Here is a 17,328-nt window from a genome sequence, read left to right on the forward strand (position 1 = left end):
AATATTGTTAAGAACTTTAAATCAAAAAGGAGTTTCATTATGAAAAAGAATGGTAAAGCTAAAAAGTGGCAATTGTATGCAGCAATTGGTGCTGCAAGTGTAGTTGTATTGGGTGCTGGGGGCATTTTGCTCTTTAGACAACCTTCTCAGACTGCTGTAAAAGATGAGGCTACTCATCTTGTTGTTGCTAAGGAAGGAAGCGTGGCATCCTCTGTTTTATTATCAGGGACAGTAACAGCAAAAAATGAACAATATGTTTATTTTGATGCTAGTAAGGGAGATTTAGATGAAATCCTTGTTTCTGTGGGTGATAAAGTGAGTGAAGGGCAGGCTTTAGTCAAGTACAGTAGTTCAGAAGCCCAGGCGGCCTATGATTCAGCGAGTCGAGCAGTTGCTAAGGCAGATCGTCATATCAACGAACTCAACCAAGCGCGAAATGAAGCCGCTTCTGCTCCCCAGTTACCAGTACCAGCAGGAGGCGAAGGAGCTGCAGCGCAAACTCCAGCTCCAGTCTCAGGAAATTCCGTTTCATCTATTGATGCACAACTGGGTGATGCTCGTGATGCCCGTGCAGATGCAGCAGCGCAATTAAGCAAGGCTCAAAGTCAGTTGGATGCAATGACGGTTCTCAGTACCTTAGAGGGAACTGTGGTCGAAGTCAACCGTAATATTTCTAAATCTCCAACTGGAGCTAGCCAGGTGGTAGTTCATGTCGTTAGCAATGAAAACTTGCAAGTTAAGGGGGAACTATCTGAATATAACCTTGCCAACCTCTCTGTAGGACAAGAAGTAACCTTTACTTCTAAAGTTTACCAAGATAAGAGCTGGACCGGTAAGATTAGCTACATTTCTGACTACCCTAAAAACAATGGTGAAGCAGCAAGTGCAGCTACTGCCGCAGCAGGTGGTAATTCTGGTTCTAAATATCCATATACCATCGATGTTACAAGTGAAATCGGTGATTTGAAACAAGGATTTTCAGTAAGCGTTGAGGTCAAGAATAAGAGTAAAGCCATTTTGGTTCCTCTAACAAGTGTTGTGACTGAAAATGATAAGAACTATGTCTGGGTGCTTGACGAGCAGAAAAAGGCCAAGAAAGTGGAAGTTGGTTTGGGCAATGCTGATGCAGACAACCAAGAAATCACTTCAGGTCTGACAAATGGAGTCAAGGTCATCAGTAACCCAACGTCTTCTCTAGAGGAAGGAAAAGAGGTGAAGGCTGATGAAGCAACTAATTAGTCTAAAAAATATCTGCAGAAGCTACCGTAACGGTGACCAAGAACTGCAGGTTCTCAAAAACATCAACCTAGAAGTGAATGAGGGTGAATTTGTTGCCATCATGGGACCATCTGGTTCTGGTAAGTCTACTCTCATGAATACGATTGGGATGTTGGATACACCAAGCAGTGGAGAATATTATCTTGAAGGGCAAGAAGTAGCTGGACTGGGTGAAAAACAACTAGCCAAGGTCCGTAACCAACAAATCGGTTTTGTCTTTCAGCAGTTCTTTCTTCTATCCAAACTTAATGCTCTGCAAAATGTAGAATTGCCCTTGATTTACGCAGGAGTTTCGGCTTCAAAACGGCGCAAGTTAGCTGAGGAATATCTAGATAAGGTTGAATTGACAGAACGTAGTCATCATTTGCCTTCGGAATTATCTGGTGGTCAAAAGCAACGTGTGGCTATTGCGCGTGCCTTGGTAAACAATCCTTCTATTATCCTAGCAGACGAACCGACAGGAGCCTTGGATACCAAAACAGGGAATCAAATTATGCAACTATTGGTTGACTTGAACAAAGAAGGAAAAACCATTATCATGGTAACGCATGAGCCTGAAATCGCTGCTTATGCCAAACGTCAGATTGTCATTCGCGATGGAGTTATTTCATCTGATAGTGCTCAGTTAGAAAAGGAGGAAAACTAAGATGCAGAATCTGAAATTTGCCTTTTCATCTATTATGGCTCACAAGATGCGTTCTTTGCTTACCATGATTGGGATTATTATCGGTGTTTCATCAGTTGTTGTGATTATGGCTCTGGGTGATTCTATGTCTCGACAGCTCAATAAAAATATGACCAGATCTCAGAAAAATATCAGTGTCTTTTTCTCTTCTAAAAAAAGCAAAGATGGATCTTTTACTCAGAAACAATCAGCTTTTACTGTTTCTGGAAAAGAAGAGGAAGTTCATGTTGAACCACCAAAACCGCAAGAATCTTGGGTCAAGGAGGCAGCCAAACTCAAGGGAGTGGATAATTACTATGTAACCAACTCAACGAACGCCATTTTGACTTATAAAGATAAAAAGGTTGAAAATGCCAATTTGACAGGTGGAAACAGAACTTACATGGACGCTGTTAAGAATGAAATTCTTGCAGGACGTAGTCTGAGAGAACAAGATTTTAAAGAATTTGCAAGTGTCATTTTGCTTGATGAAGAATTATCCATTAGTCTATTTGGATCTCCTCAAGAGGCTATTAACAAGGTTGTAGAAGTTAATGGTTTTAGTTATCGAGTCATTGGTGTTTATACTAGCCCAGAATCTAAAAATTCAAAAATATATGGTCTTGGCGGCTTGCCTATTACCACAAATATCTCCCTTGCTGCGAATTTTAATGTAGATGAAATAGCTAATATTGTCTTTCGAGTGAATGATACAAGCTTGACTCAAACTCTGGGTCCAGAATTAGCACGAAAAATGACAGAGCTTGCTGGCTTGCAACAGGGAGAATATCAAGTGGCAGATGAGTCAGCTGCATTCGCAGAAATTCAACAATCGTTTAGTTTTATGACGACGATTATTAGTGCCATTGCAGGAATTTCTCTCTTTGTTGGAGGAACTGGTGTTATGAACATTATGCTGGTTTCTGTTACAGAGCGTACCCGTGAGATTGGTCTCCGTAAGGCTTTGGGTGCAACACGTGCCAATATTTTAATCCAGTTTTTGATTGAATCTATGATTTTGACCTTGTTAGGTGGCTTGATTGGCTTGACAATTGCAAGTGGTTTAACTGCCTTAGCAGGTTTGCTATTGCAAGGCTTGATTGCGGGTATAGAAGTTGGAGTATCAATTCCAGTTGCCCTATTTAGTCTCGCAGTTTCGGCTAGCGTGGGTATAGTTTTTGGAGTCTTGCCAGCCAACAAGGCATCGAAACTTGATCCAATCGAAGCCCTTCGTTATGAATAAAATCAACAAGATGGACACTCGTCCATCTTGTTTTTGTATGGATTTCCCTATCGAAAATCCTTAAAAATGTGATATAATGAAGTGTTAGAAAAACAGGTTTCATTTGCCTGGAAAGGAAAAATTATGTCTGAAAAGAATTTTTATATTACAACGCCGATTTACTATCCATCTGGAAAACTTCATATCGGATCTGCCTACACAACTATCGCATGTGATGTCCTAGCACGTTATAAACGCCTGATGGGCTACGATGTCTTTTACTTGACAGGTCTTGATGAGCATGGTCAGAAGATCCAGCAGAAAGCCGAAGAAGCTGGCATTACACCTCAAGCCTATGTTGACGGGATGGCAGTTGGAGTCAAAGAGCTCTGGCAATTACTCGATATCTCATACGATAAATTTATCCGTACAACGGATGATTACCATGAAAAAGTAGTGGCTCAAGTATTTGAGCGCTTGCTTGCTCAAGATGATATCTATTTGGGTGAATATTCTGGTTGGTACTCAGTATCAGATGAGGAATTCTTTACAGAAAGCCAGCTTGCGGAAGTTTTCCGTGATGAAGCTGGAAATGTGACTGGCGGTATTGCTCCATCAGGCCACGAAGTGGAATGGGTATCTGAAGAGTCTTATTTCCTTCGCCTCAGCAAATACCAAGACCGTTTGGTGGAATTTTTTAAGTCCCATCCTGAATTTATCACTCCAGATGGTCGTCTGAATGAAATGCTTCGCAACTTCATCGAACCTGGTTTGGAAGATTTGGCGGTTTCTCGTACAACCTTTACATGGGGTGTGCCGGTACCATCAAATCCTAAACACGTTGTATACGTTTGGATTGATGCTCTTCTTAACTATGCGACAGCTCTTGGCTACGGTCAAGATGAACATGGTAACTTTGACAAGTTCTGGAATGGTACAGTCTTCCACATGGTAGGAAAAGACATCCTTCGATTCCACTCAATCTACTGGCCAATCCTTCTTATGATGCTAGATATCAAATTGCCAGATCGTTTGATTGCTCATGGTTGGTTTGTCATGAAAGACGGCAAAATGTCTAAGTCTAAAGGAAATGTCGTTTACCCTGAGATGTTGGTAGAGCGTTATGGACTAGATCCACTTCGTTACTACCTCATGCGTAGCCTTCCAGTTGGTTCAGACGGAACCTTTACTCCTGAAGACTATGTAGGCCGTATCAACTACGAATTGGCCAATGACCTTGGAAACCTCCTCAACCGTACGGTTTCTATGATTAACAAGTACTTTGATGGACAAATTCCAGCCTATGTAGAAGGTGTAACAGAGTTTGACCATGCTCTTGCTGACGTTGCAAAACAATCAATCGCTGACTACCATACACACATGGATGCAGTTGACTATCCACGTGCCCTTGAAGCAGTCTGGACTCTGATTTCTCGTACCAATAAATACATCGACGAGACAGCTCCGTGGGTCTTGGCAAAAGATGAAGCACTCCGCGATCAATTAGCAAGTGTTATGAGCCACTTGGCAGCCAGCCTTCGTGTCGTCGCTCACTTGATTGAACCATTTATGATGGAGACCAGTCGTGCAGTCTTGACTCAACTTGGTCTAGCAGAAGTTTCTAGCCTTGAAAATTTGAGCTTGGCTGACTTCCCAGCAGGTGTAACAGTAGTTGCTAAGGGAACTCCGATCTTCCCACGTTTGGATATGGAAGAAGAAATCGCCTATATCAAGGAACAGATGGAAGGCAACAAGCCAGCTGTCGAAAAAGAATGGAATCCAGACGAAGTTGAACTCAAACTCAACAAAGAAGAAATCAAGTTTGAAGACTTTGACAAGGTTGAAATTCGTGTTGCAGAAGTCAAAGAAGTTTCAAAAGTTGAAGGCTCTGACAAGTTGCTTCAATTCCGATTGGATGCTGGTGATGGAGAAGATCGTCAAATCCTCTCAGGGATTGCAAAATACTATCCAAATGAACAAGAATTGGTCGGCAAGAAAGTTCAAATCGTTGCCAATCTCAAACCACGTAAAATGATGAAAAAATATGTCAGCCAAGGTATGATCCTATCAGCTGAACATGATGGACAATTAACCCTTCTTACAGTTGATCCAGCTGTGCCAAACGGAAGTGTGATTGGGTAAAAATAGACAGGACTAGTTCATGCTAGTTCTGTTTTTTTCTTTAACTAATATGCTTTACAAACTAGTGTGAAAGTGGTATATTATAGGTGAAGTTGCTAGTAGGTATTACAAAATAGATTAGAAGGGAGAAGGGATGAAAGAAACTCAGCTATTAAAAGGTGTTCTTGAAGGTTGTGTCTTGGATATGATTGGTCAAAAAGAGCGGTATGGTTATGAGTTGGTTCAGACTCTACGAGAGGCTGGATTTGATACTATCGTTCCAGGAACTATTTATCCTTTGTTGCAAAAGTTAGAAAAAAATCAATGGATAAGAGGCGACATGCGTCCGTCGCCAGATGGTCCAGATCGGAAGTATTTTTCGTTAACTAAAGAAGGAGAAGAGCGAGTCTCAGTCTTTTGGCAACAATGGGACGATTTGAGTCAAAAAGTAGAAGGGATTAAGAATGGGGGTTAAACCATGAAGAAAATGAAGTATTATGAAGAAACAAGCGCTTTGCTGCATGAGTTTTCTGAGGAGAATCAGCAGTATTTTGAGGAACTGTGGGATAGTTTTAATCTTGCTGGATTTCTCTATGATGAAGACTATCTCAGAGAGCAGATTTATTTGATGATGTTAGATTTTTCAGAAGCAGAACGAGATGGCATGAGTGCAGAGGAGTATTTAGGTAAGAATCCTAAAAAAATAATGAAAGAGATTCTCAAGGAAGCACCCCGCAGTTCTATCAAGGAATCCCTTTTGACACCAATTTTTGTCCTAGCGATATTACGTTACTATCATCTACTGGGTGATTTTTCTAAAGGTCCTCTCTTAACAGTCAATTTGCTTACTTTTTTAGGGCAACTTCTTCTTTTTCTGATTGGATTTGGCCTTGTGGCCACAATCTTACGTTGGGGCTTAGTCCAAGATTCTCCTAAAATGAAAATTGGCACCTATATTGTCGTTGGGATTCTTGTCCTTCTAGTTGTTCTGGGATATGTAGGAATAGGAAGTTTTGTACAAGAAGGAGCATTTTATCTTCCTGCTCCCTGGGATAGTTTGTCTGTTTTTACGATTTCTCTAGTCATCAGTATTTGGAATTGGAAAGAAGCGGTCTTTCGTCCCTTTGTCAGTATGATTGTTGCCCATCTTGTGGTAGGGTCTCTGCTCCGTTATTATGCGTGGATGGGCATTTCAAATGTTTTCCTTACAAAATTCATTCCTTTAGCTGTTCTTTTTATTGGCATTTTTCTCTTGTTCCGTGGGTTTAAGAAGATAAAATGGAGTGAAATATAGTCAAAAAGCCGTTGCAAAGCGGTTTTTTGTTATAATGAAGGGAAGAATGTTAGAAATTAAAGGAGAAAAATTTGATGAGATACATAACTCTTGGTCAAGATGACAAAGAATTATCAGAAATTGTTCTCGGAATGATGAGAATAAAAGATAAGTCTGTAAAAGAAGTTGAAGAGCTTGTAGAAACAGCACTGTCTGTTGGAATCAATGCTTTCGACTTGGCTGATATATATGGTCGTGGTCGTTGTGAAGAACTGTTAGGTCTTGTCCTAAAAAATCGTCCAGATTTAAGAGAAAAGATGTGGATTCAGTCCAAATGTGGCATTCGCATAGAAGAATTTACCTATTTTGATTTTTCTAAGGACTATATTATAAAATCAGTAGACGGTATTTTGCAAAGATTGAATATTGATCATCTGGACAGCTTGCTTCTTCATCGACCAGATGCTTTGATGGAATCTGACCAAGTAGCAGAAGCCTTTGATCTCCTTTATAAACAAGGTAAGGTTCGAAATTTTGGAGTTTCTAATCAAAATCCCATGATGATGGAGTTGCTTAAAAAAGATGTCAAGCAGCCGTTAGCTGTTAATCAGCTACAATTGAGTGCGGCTTTTACTCCAGGATTCGAATCAGGTTTTCATGTTAATATGGAAGATAGTCAAGCAGCTATGCGAGATGGCAGCATTTTTGAATATTGCAAATTACACGATGTGGTCATTCAAGCATGGTCTGTCTTACAATTCGGGTATTTTAGAGGGAATTTTGTTGGCAATGAGAAATTTCAAGCTTTAAATCAAGTACTTGAGCGTTTAGCTATTAAATATGGAGTAACTTCTTCAACTATTGCCATTTCTTGGATATTACGCTACCCAGCCAAAATGCAGGCAGTGGTAGGAACAACCAATCCTAAGCATTTAATAGAGGCAAGCCAAGCAAGTAAAGTCAACCTGACTCGAAAAGAATGGTATGAAATTTACATCGCTGCAGGGAATGATTTACCTTAGGCAAAAATGCATTTAAAAAAATTACAGTCAAAAAAACGTTGCAAAACGTTTTTTGTTATGTGACCATTTGTCTGTCTTGATTCGTTAGGTACGGTTCATTAACGGGTGAGTGTTTATGATTTAACTATTCTGATTTACGTACTAGTAGGGAAGCAGTATCCCATAATTGACGGCACGCTAGTAGGTACTATAAAATGGACTAGAGTACATTTTTGATTGGGTATGAAACATCATAGAGAATAAAAATAGGTTAGGATTTTTTCTCCTAACCTATTTTTACATGTAATAAACAATGGCAATGTATTGGAGGGCAGATGCGGCTAGGATAAAGAGATGCCAAATCATGTGGAAATAATGTTTTTTCTTGGCGTAAAATCCAGCCCCAACTGTATAACAGAGTCCGCCAGTTACCATGAGACTCCAAAAGATTGGAGTTGTTTGACTGATAATGGCAGGAATGATAGCCAGAACCAACCAGCCCATAATCAGGTAAAGAGCAAGGCTAAATTTCTCATTGACTTTTTTAGAAAAGATTTTATAGAGAATACCAAAGATAGTCGTTCCCCATTGGATGGCAATAATCAGATAGCCAAACCAGTTATTCATTAAGGTTAAGACGACTGGTGTATAAGAGCCTGCGATAGCCACATAAATCATAGAATGGTCGATGATTCTCAAGACATATTTATGGGTCGAACCATAGGCCATAGAGTGATAAATGGTGGATGATAAAAACATGAGAAAGAGACTAATAACGAAAATGGAAACGCCGATAGAGGATAAAAATCCGTGTGTCTCATAACTATAGGTGGATGAAATAGGCAGTAAGATGAGCATGATGATTGCACCCACAGCATGGGTCACACTATTAGCAATCTCCTCTCCAAAACTGAGTTGTTTGCTGAGTTTAAGACTAGTGTTCATTGGATTGCCTCCTCTTGAGTATGATCGATTAAGTCTAGAGTTTGATGATAGAGTTTAACGGTTTGGCAGCTGGTTTGGATAATAGGGTTATCTGGATCAATTCCTTGGTTCATGTAGTCCACAAAAGCGTCGTAGAGTTGGTCTGAACTTGCTTGACTTTGTAGAGTATTAAGTGTCTGAGCTATTTCTTGAATAGAAAATACAGACTTGAGGGTTGTGATAGCAATCAAACGGGCAATCTGTTGGCGTTGGTATTTTTTCTTGTCAGGCTTTGTCAGATAACCATGTTTGACATAGTTATTGACCATGGATGCTGTCAGGCCCTTGTCTTTATCAGGAGAAATAGGGGCACAGACCTGATTGACATAGAGTAAAACCTGGTCCAGATAGAGGTCAATGTTTGGAATTTCTGCCCATTTTGGGTAGGAAAAGGTAGTTTTCATTTCCAACTCCTTTTTATCTAGTTTTAATAACTAGATTATAAAATAACAAAAACAGAAAGTCAAGTTTTAACTGCTTGTAGAAAGACTTAAATTATGCTATGATGGGAGAAACTAGTCAGAAATGAGGAGAAAAGATGGAGATTCGTTTAGCTTTTCCAAATGAAGTAGATGCCATCATGCAGGTGATGGAAGATGCTAAAAAATGTTTAGCAGATGCTGGTAGTGACCAGTGGCAAAATGGTTATCCAAATGCTGATATTATTATTGAAGATATTATCTCAGGTCAAGCCTACGTAGCCTTGGAAGAGGGAGAACTACTAGCTTATGCAGCTGTGACCAAGAGTCCAGAGGCAGCTTATGAAGCCATTTATGAAGGAAAATGGCAAGCTGGAGAGTCAGAGTACCTAGTCTTTCACCGTATTGCTGTGGCAGCAGATGTCCAGGGACAGGGGGTTGCTCAGACTTTCCTAGAAGGCTTGATTGAAGGTTTTGACTATCTAGATTTTCGCTCAGATACGCATGTTGCAAACAAGGCCATGCAGCATATCTTTGAAAAACTCGGTTTTAAACAGGTTGGTAAGGTTCCAGTTGATGGCGAACGTTTGGCCTATCAAAAATTGAAGAAATAATGCAAAAGAAGTACGTAAAAAAGCTCTACTTTTCGCCAATAGGAACCTTGTCTTTGGTTGCCGACGAGCAATATCTGTATGGCATTTGGGTTCAGGAGCAGAAGCATTTTGAGAGGGGGATAGGAGATGAAACAATAGAAGAAGTTGTTAGTCACCCCATTTTAGCCCCAGTTATTACTTGCTTAGATGCTTACTTTAAAGGCAAGTCTCGGGATTTATCCGAATTGCCCTTGGCTCCAATCGGAACGGATTTTGAAAAGAGAGTTTGGTCCTATTTACAGGGAATTCCTTATGGTCAGACAGTGACCTATGGACAAATAGCACAAGATTTGCAAGTGGCTTCTGCTCAAGCAATTGGTGGAGCAGTGGGGCGGAATCCTTGGTCTATCCTAGTACCTTGTCATCGTGTGCTGGGAGCTGGCAAGCGTCTGACTGGTTATGCCGCAGGAGTGGAAAAGAAAGCTTGGCTCTTGGAGCATGAAGGCGCAGATTTTAAAGATATAAAATAGAAAGTGAAAGATATGTTAGAATTTATCGAATATCCAAAATGTTCAACTTGTAAAAAAGCAAAACAAGAATTAAACCAACTCGGTGTGGACTATAAAGCCGTTCATATCGTCGAAGAAACACCTAGCCAAGAAGTCATTTTAAACTGGCTAGAAACCTCAGGTTTCGAGTTGAAGCAATTTTTTAACACCAGTGGAATCAAATACCGTGAATTGGGGCTGAAAGATAAGGTAGGAAGCCTGTCAAACCAAGAAGCGGCTGAGTTGCTAGCAAGTGACGGTATGTTGTTAAAACGACCCATTTTAGTAGAAAATGGAACTGTTAAGCAAATCGGTTATCGAAAAGCTTATGAAGAATTGGGATTGAAATAGTTTTTATCTATCTCTTTGATAGATAAAATATATAACCTCCCTGTTTCAAAGTATGATAAACTAGTAGGTAGACAAAGTCTGTATCTGACCGTAGCAAATAATTTCATTGACGGCAGAAGTATGGTAGAATGAATCATTATCAGGAGAGGATGTTTTTATGAATGTTACAACGATTTTAGCATCAGATTGGTACCAAAACTTGATGCAATTGATTCCGGATGGCAAGCTGTTTAGCCTACGTTCGGTCTTTGATGGAATTCCAAGAATTGTCCAACAACTTCCAACAACGATTATGTTGACCATTGGTGGTGCTCTTTTTGGCTTGGTTTTGGCGCTTCTTTTTGCCATTGTGAAAATCAATCGTGTCAAAATTTTATATCCCTTGCAGGCCTTCTTTGTTAGTTTCTTAAAAGGGACACCGATTTTAGTGCAACTCATGTTGACCTACTACGGAATTCCTTTGGCTTTGAAAGCCCTCAATCAGCAATGGGGTACTGGTCTCAATATCAATGCGATTCCAGCTGCTGTTTTTGCGATTGTAGCCTTTGCTTTTAATGAGGCAGCTTATGCTAGTGAAACCATTCGTGCAGCCATTCTCTCAGTCAATCCTGGTGAGATTGAGGCGGCACGCAGTCTGGGGATGACCCGAGCACAAGTTTATCGTCGCGTGATTATTCCAAATGCAGCAGTTGTGGCGACTCCAACCTTAATCAATTCCCTAATCGGTTTGACCAAGGGAACTTCCCTAGCCTTTAGTGCGGGTGTTGTGGAAGTCTTTGCCCAAGCTCAGATTTTGGGTGGTGCCGATTATCGTTACTTTGAACGCTTTATCTCCGTTGCCCTTGTTTATTGGGTAGTCAATATTGGAATTGAAAGCCTCGGTCGTTTCATCGAGAGAAAAATGGCTATTTCTGCACCTGATACAGTGCAGACAGATGTGAAAGGAGACCTTCGTTAATGATTAAGATTTCGAATTTAAGCAAATCCTTTTCAGGACAGACTGTCTTGGATCATCTGGACTTGGATATTCAAAAAGGGGAAGTTGTAGCCTTGATTGGTTCTTCAGGAGCTGGAAAATCAACCTTCCTTCGCAGTCTCAATTATCTTGAAACACCTGACAGTGGCTCTATTCAGATTGATGATTTCTCAGTTGATTTTTCTAAAATCACTCAAGAAGAAATCCTTGCCCTTCGTCGTAAGCTGTCTATGGTTTTCCAACAGTTTAATTTGTTTGAACGCCGTACAGCACTTGATAATGTGAAAGAAGGCTTGGTTGTTGTCAAGAAATTGTCTGATCAAGAAGCGACTAAAATTGCCAAGGAAGAGTTGGCTAAGGTTGGGCTTTCTGACCGCGAAAACCATTATCCTCGCCATTTATCAGGTGGACAAAAGCAACGGGTTGCCTTGGCGCGTGCGCTTGCTATGAAACCAGATGTTTTGCTTTTAGATGAACCAACTTCAGCCCTTGACCCAGAATTGGTCGGTGAAGTAGAAAAGTCTATTGCAGATGCTGCTAAGTCAGGACAGACTATGATTTTAGTCAGTCACGATATGTCCTTTGTAGCCCAAGTTGCTGATAAGATTCTCTTCTTAGATAAGGGGAAAATCATCGAGTCTGGAACACCTGATGAGATTATCCACCATCCTAAAGAAGAGCGGACAAAAGAATTCTTCGCTAGTTACAAACGGACTTATATTTGATATAATAGATAAAGAAAAACTCAGTTAGCTGGACTAGCTGAGTTTACTCTTTAAAAAAGATAGAAATGAGAGAAATCATGCTACTGCAACTATTTTCTTTATATTTCGAGAGTTTGATCTTGACCACCATCCTCGTCCTGATTTTTTTAGGGATTTGGATTGGACTGAGAGCCATGTCGGGAGTTGATAAGACAGCCAAGGCTCGCCAAGCCCATCTCTATGATATGATTATGATTGGGGTCTTGGTTGTTCCAGTATTATCCTTTGCGGTTATGAGTTTAATTCTTGTTTTCAAGGCATAATCCTTGCTTGATTGACAAGAAAGAGTTAGAATAAAGATAGTTACAACAAGAAAGAAGGAATCTATATGTACGATACTATTATTATCGGTGCTGGACCTGCAGGTATGACTGCAGCCTTGTATGCTGCTCGAAGCAATTTGAAAGTAGCCTTGATTGAAGGTGGTCTGCCAGGTGGTCAGATGAATAATACCTCTGATATTGAAAATTACCCTGGATACGCTAATATTAGTGGGCCAGAATTGGCTGAAAAGATGTTTGAACCACTTGAAAATCTTGGTGTTGAGCACATTTATGGTTATGTTGAAAATGTAGAAGATCATGGTGATTTTAAGAAAGTGATTACTGGTGACCAAACATATGAAACGCGTACAGTTATCGTAGCAACTGGTTCTAAACACCGTCCTTTGGGAGTGCCTGGAGAAGAAGAACTGAACAGTCGAGGTGTTTCTTACTGTGCCGTGTGTGATGGTGCTTTCTTCCGTGACCAAGATTTGCTGGTAGTTGGTGGTGGAGATTCGGCTGTTGAAGAAGCCCTCTTCTTGACTCGTTTTGCTAAGACTGTTACCATTGTTCACCGTCGTGACCAACTTCGTGCTCAAAAGGTTTTACAAGATCGTGCCTTTGCGAATGAGAAAGTCAACTTTATCTGGGATTCTGTAGTGAAGGAAATCAAGGGTGAAAACAGAGTAGAATCTGTCGTATTTGAAAATGTGAAAACAGGTCAAGTGACAGAGCAAGCCTTTGGTGGTGTCTTTATCTATGTTGGATTGGACCCTCTTAGCGATTTTGTTAAAGAATTGAATATCCAAGATCAGGCTGGATGGATTGTGACAGACAACCACATGAAAACTGCAGTTGATGGTATCTTTGCAGTTGGAGATGTTCGCTTGAAAGACCTTCGCCAAGTAACAACAGCAGTTGGAGATGGAGCTATCGCTGGTCAAGAAGCTTACAAGTTTATCACCGAACATAGTTAATTATAAAAACGCATAGTATCAGATTTACAAAAAATTTGACACTATGCGTTTTATTGTGGGGAAAAATGAATTTCATTTTCTACTGAAATTGAGTTTTGCCAGCCTCTTATATTTTTAGAAAAATCCTTTAATCTTGCTAACGAGGCCATCTAGACCTTCTGAACCGGAAATCAACTGCTGAGCTTGAGAGAAGTATTCTCCAAGTTGTTCTTGATTTTCTGCAACGAATGTTTTAGCAACTTCGAAATCTTTTGTTTCGATTAATTCTTTTACTTGATTAAACAAATCTAATGGGTTCATCTTATTTCTCCTTTTCTGTACTAATTATTTAACCAGCTTTATGATAAAAAATCAACTGTTGCTGCTTTTGGCTAGGACCTGTTTTTATCTACAAGTTCTCATAACTAAGATTCTAACTACCAAAACAAGGTGAACATAAAAATGTTCGGGTTTTTCTAGTGTATCCATGAAATAAAAACGGATACATGGTATAATAGAAATAGCTCTTTAATGGAGGTGTTTGAGTGGAAAATCTGAAGAAAATGGCAGGTATCAAGGCTGCTGAGTTTGTCAAGGATGGCATGGTAGTCGGACTTGGAACGGGGTCTACTGCCTATTATTTCGTAGAAGAAATTGGTCGTCGTATCAAGGAAGAAGGGTTGCAGATTACAGCTGTAACGACTTCTAGTGTGACTAGTAAACAGGCTGAAGGTCTTAATATCCCGCTCAAGTCTATTGACCAAGTAGATGTTGTCGATGTGACGGTTGATGGAGCGGATGAAGTGGATAGTCAGTTTAATGGAATCAAAGGCGGTGGTGGTGCCCTTCTCATGGAAAAGGTGGTCGCAACGCCCTCAAAAGAATATATTTGGGTAGTGGATGAAAGCAAGCTGGTCGAGAAACTGGGTGCTTTTAAATTGCCAGTAGAAGTGGTTCAGTATGGTGCAGAACAGGTCTTTCGTCGTTTTGAACGAGCTGGCTACAAACCAAGTTTCCGTGAAAAAGATGGCCAACGTTTTGTGACCGATATGCAGAACTTTATCATTGACCTTGCCTTGGATGTCATTGAAGATCCAATTACTTTCGGACAAGAATTGGACCATGTCGTTGGCGTCGTGGAGCACGGCTTATTCAACCAAATGGTGGATAAGGTCATCGTTGCTGGACGAGACGGGGTTCAGATTTTAACTTCAACAAAAGCAAGATAACTAAAATAATAAGGAGATACACTATGTCAAAATTTAATCGTATTCACTTGGTGGTACTAGATTCTGTAGGAATCGGTGCTGCACCAGATGCCAATAACTTTGTCAATGCAGGGGTTCCAGATGGAGCTTCTGACACACTGGGACACATTTCTAAAACCGTTGGTTTGAATGTGCCAAACATGGCTAAAATCGGTCTTGGAAATATTCCTCGCGAAACTCCTCTTAAGACTGTACCAGCTGAAAGCAATCCAACAGGTTATGCAACAAAATTGGAAGAAGTATCTCTTGGTAAGGATACTATGACTGGGCACTGGGAAATCATGGGCCTCAACATTACTGAGCCTTTCGATACTTTCTGGAACGGATTCCCAGAAGAAATCTTGACAAAAATCGAAGAATTTTCAGGACGTAAGGTCATTCGTGAAGCCAACAAACCTTACTCAGGTACAGCTGTTATCGATGATTTTGGACCACGTCAAATGGAAACTGGAGAGTTGATTATCTATACTTCAGCTGATCCTGTTTTGCAAATTGCTGCCCACGAAGACATTATTCCTTTGGACGAATTGTATCGTATCTGTGAATACGCTCGTTCGATCACCCTTGAGCGCCCTGCCCTTCTAGGTCGTATCATTGCTCGCCCTTATGTAGGTGAACCAGGTAACTTCACTCGTACAGCCAACCGTCGTGACTTAGCCGTTTCTCCATTTGCACCAACTGTTTTGGATAAATTGAATGAAGCAGGTATCGATACTTACGCTGTTGGTAAAATCAACGATATCTTTAACGGTGCTGGTATCAACCATGACATGGGCCACAACAAGTCAAACAGCCATGGAATTGATACACTATTGAAGACCATGGGCCTTGCTGAGTTTGAAAAAGGATTCTCCTTCACAAACTTAGTTGACTTTGATGCTCTTTACGGCCACCGTCGTAATGCTCACGGTTATCGTGATTGCTTGCACGAGTTTGATGAACGCTTGCCTGAAATTATCGCAGCCATGAGAGAGAATGATCTTCTTTTGATTACTGCGGACCATGGAAATGACCCAACCTATGCTGGAACTGACCACACTCGTGAATATATTCCATTGTTGGCCTACAGCCCTGCCTTTAAAGGCAATGGTGTCATTCCAGTTGGACATTTTGCAGACATCTCAGCGACAGTTGCGGATAACTTTGGTGTTGAAACTGCCATGATTGGGGAAAGTTTCTTAGATAAATTGGTGTAAGATGACGCGCTATGCTTTACTGGTTAGGGGCATTAATGTCGGTGGGAAGAATAAGGTTGTCATGGCGCAACTTCGTCAAGAACTGACAGAGTTGGGACTGGGAAAGGTTGAAACCTACATCAACAGTGGCAATATTTTCTTTACTTCGACAGATCCCAAAGCCCAATTGGTTGAAAAGTTAGAGTCTTTCTTTGAAATCCATTATCCATTTATTCAGAGCTTTTCTTTGCTGAGTCAGGAAGATTATGAAGAAGAGCTGAAGAATCTGCCAGATTGGTGGACCAAAGACCTAGCTCGAAAGGATGTCCTCTTCTACACGGAGAGCTTGGATGTGGATCAAGTGATCGAGAAAGTGAACGGTTTGGAACTGGAAGATGAAGTTGTTCATTTTGGAAGACTTGGGATTTTCTGGGGGAAATTCTCTGAGGAATCCTACTATGCAACTGCCTATCACAAGTACTTGCTCAAGATGCCTTTTTATCGCAACATCACCATTCGCAATGCAAAAACCTTTGACAAAATCGGTCAAATGCTAAAAACTAATAAAGGAGACACACAATGACATTTTTAGATAAGATCAATGAAACAGCTGCCTTCCTGAAAGACAAGGGAATCCAAGCTCCCGAGTTTGGTTTAATCCTTGGATCAGGTCTGGGAGAACTTGCAGAAGAAATCGAAAATCCTGTTGTAGTAGACTATGCTGAGATTCCAAACTGGGGCCGTTCGACAGTAGTCGGTCACGCTGGTAAATTGGTATATGGTGACCTTGCAGGTCGCAAGGTCTTGGCTCTTCAAGGTCGTTTCCATTTCTATGAAGGAAATCCTCTTGAAGTCGTGACTTTCCCAGTTCGTGTGATGAAAGTTCTCGGATGTGAAGGTGTCATTGTAACCAATGCTGCAGGAGGTATTGGTTATGGTCCTGGTACTTTGATGGCTATCTCAGACCATATCAACATGACAGGTCAAAACCCATTGATGGGTGAAAACTTGGATGACTTTGGTCCTCGTTTCCCAGATATGTCTAAGGCCTACACACCAGAATACCGTGCTACTGCCCATGAAGTGGCTAAAAAACTTAGTATCAAGCTTGATGAAGGTGTCTATATCGGCGTTACTGGTCCGACTTATGAAACCCCAGCAGAAATTCGTGCCTATAAGACATTGGGAGCAGATGCCGTTGGTATGTCCACTGTTCCTGAAGTTATTGTGGCAGCCCACTCTGGCTTGAAAGTTCTCGGTATTTCATGTATTACTAACTTTGCAGCTGGTTTCCAAGAAGAACTCAACCACGAAGAAGTTGTGGAAGTAACAGAACGTGTTAAAGGTGACTTCAAAGGCTTGCTGAAAGCAATTCTTGCTGAATTGTAAAAAAATTGGTGATGGCATTAGATTAAAAATGAAAGTTTCAGTTCTCATCACATTTAGTAGAGAAGATTGGGTTTGTTGTGATT

At 40.7% G+C, this 17,328-nt stretch carries 21 protein-coding genes; 18 read left to right on the forward strand and 3 right to left on the reverse strand.

Features of this window, described 5'->3' with window-relative positions:
• The first annotated feature begins 36 nt into the window (after positions 1–36).
• The 7 genes from QM424_RS00215 (at position 37) to QM424_RS00245 (ending at position 7,580) form a co-directional block, all read left to right on the forward strand.
• The gene (locus tag QM424_RS00215) at positions 37–1,239 is read left to right on the forward strand and encodes an efflux RND transporter periplasmic adaptor subunit (RefSeq protein ID WP_414392864.1); all 1,203 of its coding nucleotides are present in this window, start codon (positions 37–39) and stop codon (positions 1,237–1,239) included.
• Complete coding sequence (locus QM424_RS00220; protein WP_000811469.1) at positions 1,223–1,924, forward strand: ABC transporter ATP-binding protein; 702 nt, start codon at positions 1,223–1,225, stop codon at positions 1,922–1,924. The genes QM424_RS00215 and QM424_RS00220 overlap by 17 nt, the downstream gene beginning before the upstream one ends.
• A gap of 1 nt (position 1,925) precedes the next feature.
• A complete protein-coding gene (locus QM424_RS00225) occupies positions 1,926–3,185 on the forward strand; it encodes an ABC transporter permease (protein WP_414392574.1) in 1,260 nt (419 codons plus the stop codon).
• A 123-nt stretch (positions 3,186–3,308) separates the two neighbouring features.
• Positions 3,309–5,306 carry a methionine--tRNA ligase gene (metG, locus tag QM424_RS00230; protein WP_414392575.1) on the forward strand — a complete coding sequence of 666 codons (1,998 nt, stop codon included), beginning with the start codon at positions 3,309–3,311 and terminating at the stop codon, positions 5,304–5,306.
• Positions 5,307–5,439: 133 nt separating this feature from the next.
• Positions 5,440–5,760, forward strand: coding sequence for a PadR family transcriptional regulator (locus QM424_RS00235; RefSeq protein ID WP_000665422.1), 321 nt, complete (start codon positions 5,440–5,442; stop codon positions 5,758–5,760).
• A gap of 3 nt (positions 5,761–5,763) precedes the next feature.
• Entirely contained in the window at positions 5,764–6,579 is an 816-nt protein-coding gene (locus tag QM424_RS00240) for a hypothetical protein (RefSeq protein WP_414392576.1), read from the forward strand.
• Positions 6,580–6,653: 74 nt separating this feature from the next.
• The gene (locus QM424_RS00245) at positions 6,654–7,580 is read left to right on the forward strand and encodes an aldo/keto reductase (protein ID WP_261229150.1); all 927 of its coding nucleotides are present in this window, start codon (positions 6,654–6,656) and stop codon (positions 7,578–7,580) included.
• A gap of 276 nt (positions 7,581–7,856) precedes the next feature.
• On the opposite strand, the gene trhA is transcribed toward QM424_RS00245, so the two are convergent.
• Both trhA and QM424_RS00255 read right to left on the reverse strand, forming a co-directional pair.
• Positions 7,857–8,504, reverse strand: a complete 648-nt coding sequence (gene trhA, locus QM424_RS00250) for a PAQR family membrane homeostasis protein TrhA (protein ID WP_414392577.1) — start codon at positions 8,502–8,504, stop codon at positions 7,857–7,859.
• Positions 8,501–8,947 (reverse strand): DUF1836 domain-containing protein, encoded by a 447-nt coding sequence (locus QM424_RS00255; RefSeq protein WP_414392578.1) that lies wholly within the window; start codon positions 8,945–8,947, stop codon positions 8,501–8,503. The genes trhA and QM424_RS00255 overlap by 4 nt, the downstream gene beginning before the upstream one ends.
• 134 nt (positions 8,948–9,081) lie before the next feature.
• Between QM424_RS00255 and QM424_RS00260 the strand changes: the two genes are divergently transcribed.
• The 7 genes from QM424_RS00260 to trxB all read left to right on the forward strand — a co-directional run bounded on the left by QM424_RS00260 (position 9,082) and on the right by trxB (position 13,434).
• Positions 9,082–9,576: a GNAT family N-acetyltransferase gene (locus tag QM424_RS00260; protein WP_033677458.1), complete on the forward strand. Its 495-nt coding sequence runs from the start codon at positions 9,082–9,084 to the stop codon at positions 9,574–9,576.
• The gene (locus QM424_RS00265) at positions 9,576–10,085 is read left to right on the forward strand and encodes a methylated-DNA--[protein]-cysteine S-methyltransferase (protein WP_414392579.1); all 510 of its coding nucleotides are present in this window, start codon (positions 9,576–9,578) and stop codon (positions 10,083–10,085) included. The genes QM424_RS00260 and QM424_RS00265 overlap by 1 nt, the downstream gene beginning before the upstream one ends.
• 12 nt (positions 10,086–10,097) lie before the next feature.
• A complete protein-coding gene (locus QM424_RS00270; protein WP_000889091.1) occupies positions 10,098–10,454 on the forward strand; it encodes an arsenate reductase family protein in 357 nt (118 codons plus the stop codon).
• 157 nt (positions 10,455–10,611) lie between these two features.
• Positions 10,612–11,412 (forward strand): amino acid ABC transporter permease, encoded by an 801-nt coding sequence (locus QM424_RS00275; protein ID WP_001103451.1) that lies wholly within the window; start codon positions 10,612–10,614, stop codon positions 11,410–11,412.
• Positions 11,412–12,155, forward strand: coding sequence for an amino acid ABC transporter ATP-binding protein (locus tag QM424_RS00280; protein WP_000590965.1), 744 nt, complete (start codon positions 11,412–11,414; stop codon positions 12,153–12,155). Before QM424_RS00275 ends, QM424_RS00280 begins: the two co-directional genes overlap by 1 nt.
• Before the next feature lie 77 nt (positions 12,156–12,232).
• Positions 12,233–12,457 carry a DUF4059 family protein gene (locus QM424_RS00285; RefSeq protein ID WP_000926599.1) on the forward strand — a complete coding sequence of 75 codons (225 nt, stop codon included), beginning with the start codon at positions 12,233–12,235 and terminating at the stop codon, positions 12,455–12,457.
• Positions 12,458–12,522: 65 nt separating this feature from the next.
• Complete coding sequence (gene trxB, locus QM424_RS00290) at positions 12,523–13,434, forward strand: thioredoxin-disulfide reductase (protein WP_414392580.1); 912 nt, start codon at positions 12,523–12,525, stop codon at positions 13,432–13,434.
• Positions 13,435–13,548: 114 nt separating this feature from the next.
• Here trxB and QM424_RS00295 read toward each other — a convergent pair whose 3' ends face one another.
• Positions 13,549–13,734: a hypothetical protein gene (locus QM424_RS00295; protein WP_261046135.1), complete on the reverse strand. Its 186-nt coding sequence runs from the start codon at positions 13,732–13,734 to the stop codon at positions 13,549–13,551.
• Positions 13,735–13,958: 224 nt separating this feature from the next.
• Between QM424_RS00295 and rpiA the strand changes: the two genes are divergently transcribed.
• From rpiA to QM424_RS00315, 4 genes are read left to right on the forward strand one after another with little or no spacing between them, the layout of a single operon-like run.
• A complete protein-coding gene (gene rpiA, locus QM424_RS00300) occupies positions 13,959–14,642 on the forward strand; it encodes a ribose-5-phosphate isomerase RpiA (protein WP_261096617.1) in 684 nt (227 codons plus the stop codon).
• Positions 14,643–14,665: 23 nt separating this feature from the next.
• Positions 14,666–15,877, forward strand: coding sequence for a phosphopentomutase (locus tag QM424_RS00305; RefSeq protein ID WP_000033118.1), 1,212 nt, complete (start codon positions 14,666–14,668; stop codon positions 15,875–15,877).
• A 1-nt stretch (position 15,878) separates the two neighbouring features.
• On the forward strand, positions 15,879–16,439 hold the full coding sequence (locus QM424_RS00310) for a DUF1697 domain-containing protein (RefSeq protein ID WP_414392581.1): 561 nt from the start codon (positions 15,879–15,881) through the stop codon (positions 16,437–16,439).
• Complete coding sequence (locus QM424_RS00315) at positions 16,436–17,245, forward strand: purine-nucleoside phosphorylase (RefSeq protein WP_414392582.1); 810 nt, start codon at positions 16,436–16,438, stop codon at positions 17,243–17,245. The genes QM424_RS00310 and QM424_RS00315 overlap by 4 nt, the downstream gene beginning before the upstream one ends.
• The last annotated feature ends 83 nt before the right edge of the window (positions 17,246–17,328 follow it).

Source organism: Streptococcus mitis (assembly GCF_047464945.1).
GTDB lineage: Bacteria > Bacillota > Bacilli > Lactobacillales > Streptococcaceae > Streptococcus > Streptococcus mitis_EA.

Coding starts and splice junctions, on each gene's coding strand:
- metG (WP_414392575.1), top strand. CDS start 3,309: ATGTCTGAAAAGAATTTTTATATTACAACGCCGATTTACTATCCATCT.
- QM424_RS00265 (WP_414392579.1), top strand. CDS start 9,576: ATGCAAAAGAAGTACGTAAAAAAGCTCTACTTTTCGCCAATAGGAACC.
- QM424_RS00315 (WP_414392582.1), top strand. CDS start 16,436: ATGACATTTTTAGATAAGATCAATGAAACAGCTGCCTTCCTGAAAGAC.
- QM424_RS00280 (WP_000590965.1), top strand. CDS start 11,412: ATGATTAAGATTTCGAATTTAAGCAAATCCTTTTCAGGACAGACTGTC.
- QM424_RS00275 (WP_001103451.1), top strand. CDS start 10,612: ATGAATGTTACAACGATTTTAGCATCAGATTGGTACCAAAACTTGATG.
- QM424_RS00295 (WP_261046135.1), bottom strand. CDS start 13,734: ATGAACCCATTAGATTTGTTTAATCAAGTAAAAGAATTAATCGAAACA.
- QM424_RS00255 (WP_414392578.1), bottom strand. CDS start 8,947: ATGAAAACTACCTTTTCCTACCCAAAATGGGCAGAAATTCCAAACATT.
- QM424_RS00285 (WP_000926599.1), top strand. CDS start 12,233: ATGCTACTGCAACTATTTTCTTTATATTTCGAGAGTTTGATCTTGACC.
- QM424_RS00220 (WP_000811469.1), top strand. CDS start 1,223: ATGAAGCAACTAATTAGTCTAAAAAATATCTGCAGAAGCTACCGTAAC.
- QM424_RS00240 (WP_414392576.1), top strand. CDS start 5,764: ATGAAGAAAATGAAGTATTATGAAGAAACAAGCGCTTTGCTGCATGAG.
- QM424_RS00225 (WP_414392574.1), top strand. CDS start 1,926: ATGCAGAATCTGAAATTTGCCTTTTCATCTATTATGGCTCACAAGATG.
- QM424_RS00260 (WP_033677458.1), top strand. CDS start 9,082: ATGGAGATTCGTTTAGCTTTTCCAAATGAAGTAGATGCCATCATGCAG.
- QM424_RS00235 (WP_000665422.1), top strand. CDS start 5,440: ATGAAAGAAACTCAGCTATTAAAAGGTGTTCTTGAAGGTTGTGTCTTG.
- QM424_RS00245 (WP_261229150.1), top strand. CDS start 6,654: ATGAGATACATAACTCTTGGTCAAGATGACAAAGAATTATCAGAAATT.
- trhA (WP_414392577.1), bottom strand. CDS start 8,504: ATGAACACTAGTCTTAAACTCAGCAAACAACTCAGTTTTGGAGAGGAG.
- QM424_RS00270 (WP_000889091.1), top strand. CDS start 10,098: ATGTTAGAATTTATCGAATATCCAAAATGTTCAACTTGTAAAAAAGCA.
- trxB (WP_414392580.1), top strand. CDS start 12,523: ATGTACGATACTATTATTATCGGTGCTGGACCTGCAGGTATGACTGCA.
- QM424_RS00310 (WP_414392581.1), top strand. CDS start 15,879: ATGACGCGCTATGCTTTACTGGTTAGGGGCATTAATGTCGGTGGGAAG.
- QM424_RS00305 (WP_000033118.1), top strand. CDS start 14,666: ATGTCAAAATTTAATCGTATTCACTTGGTGGTACTAGATTCTGTAGGA.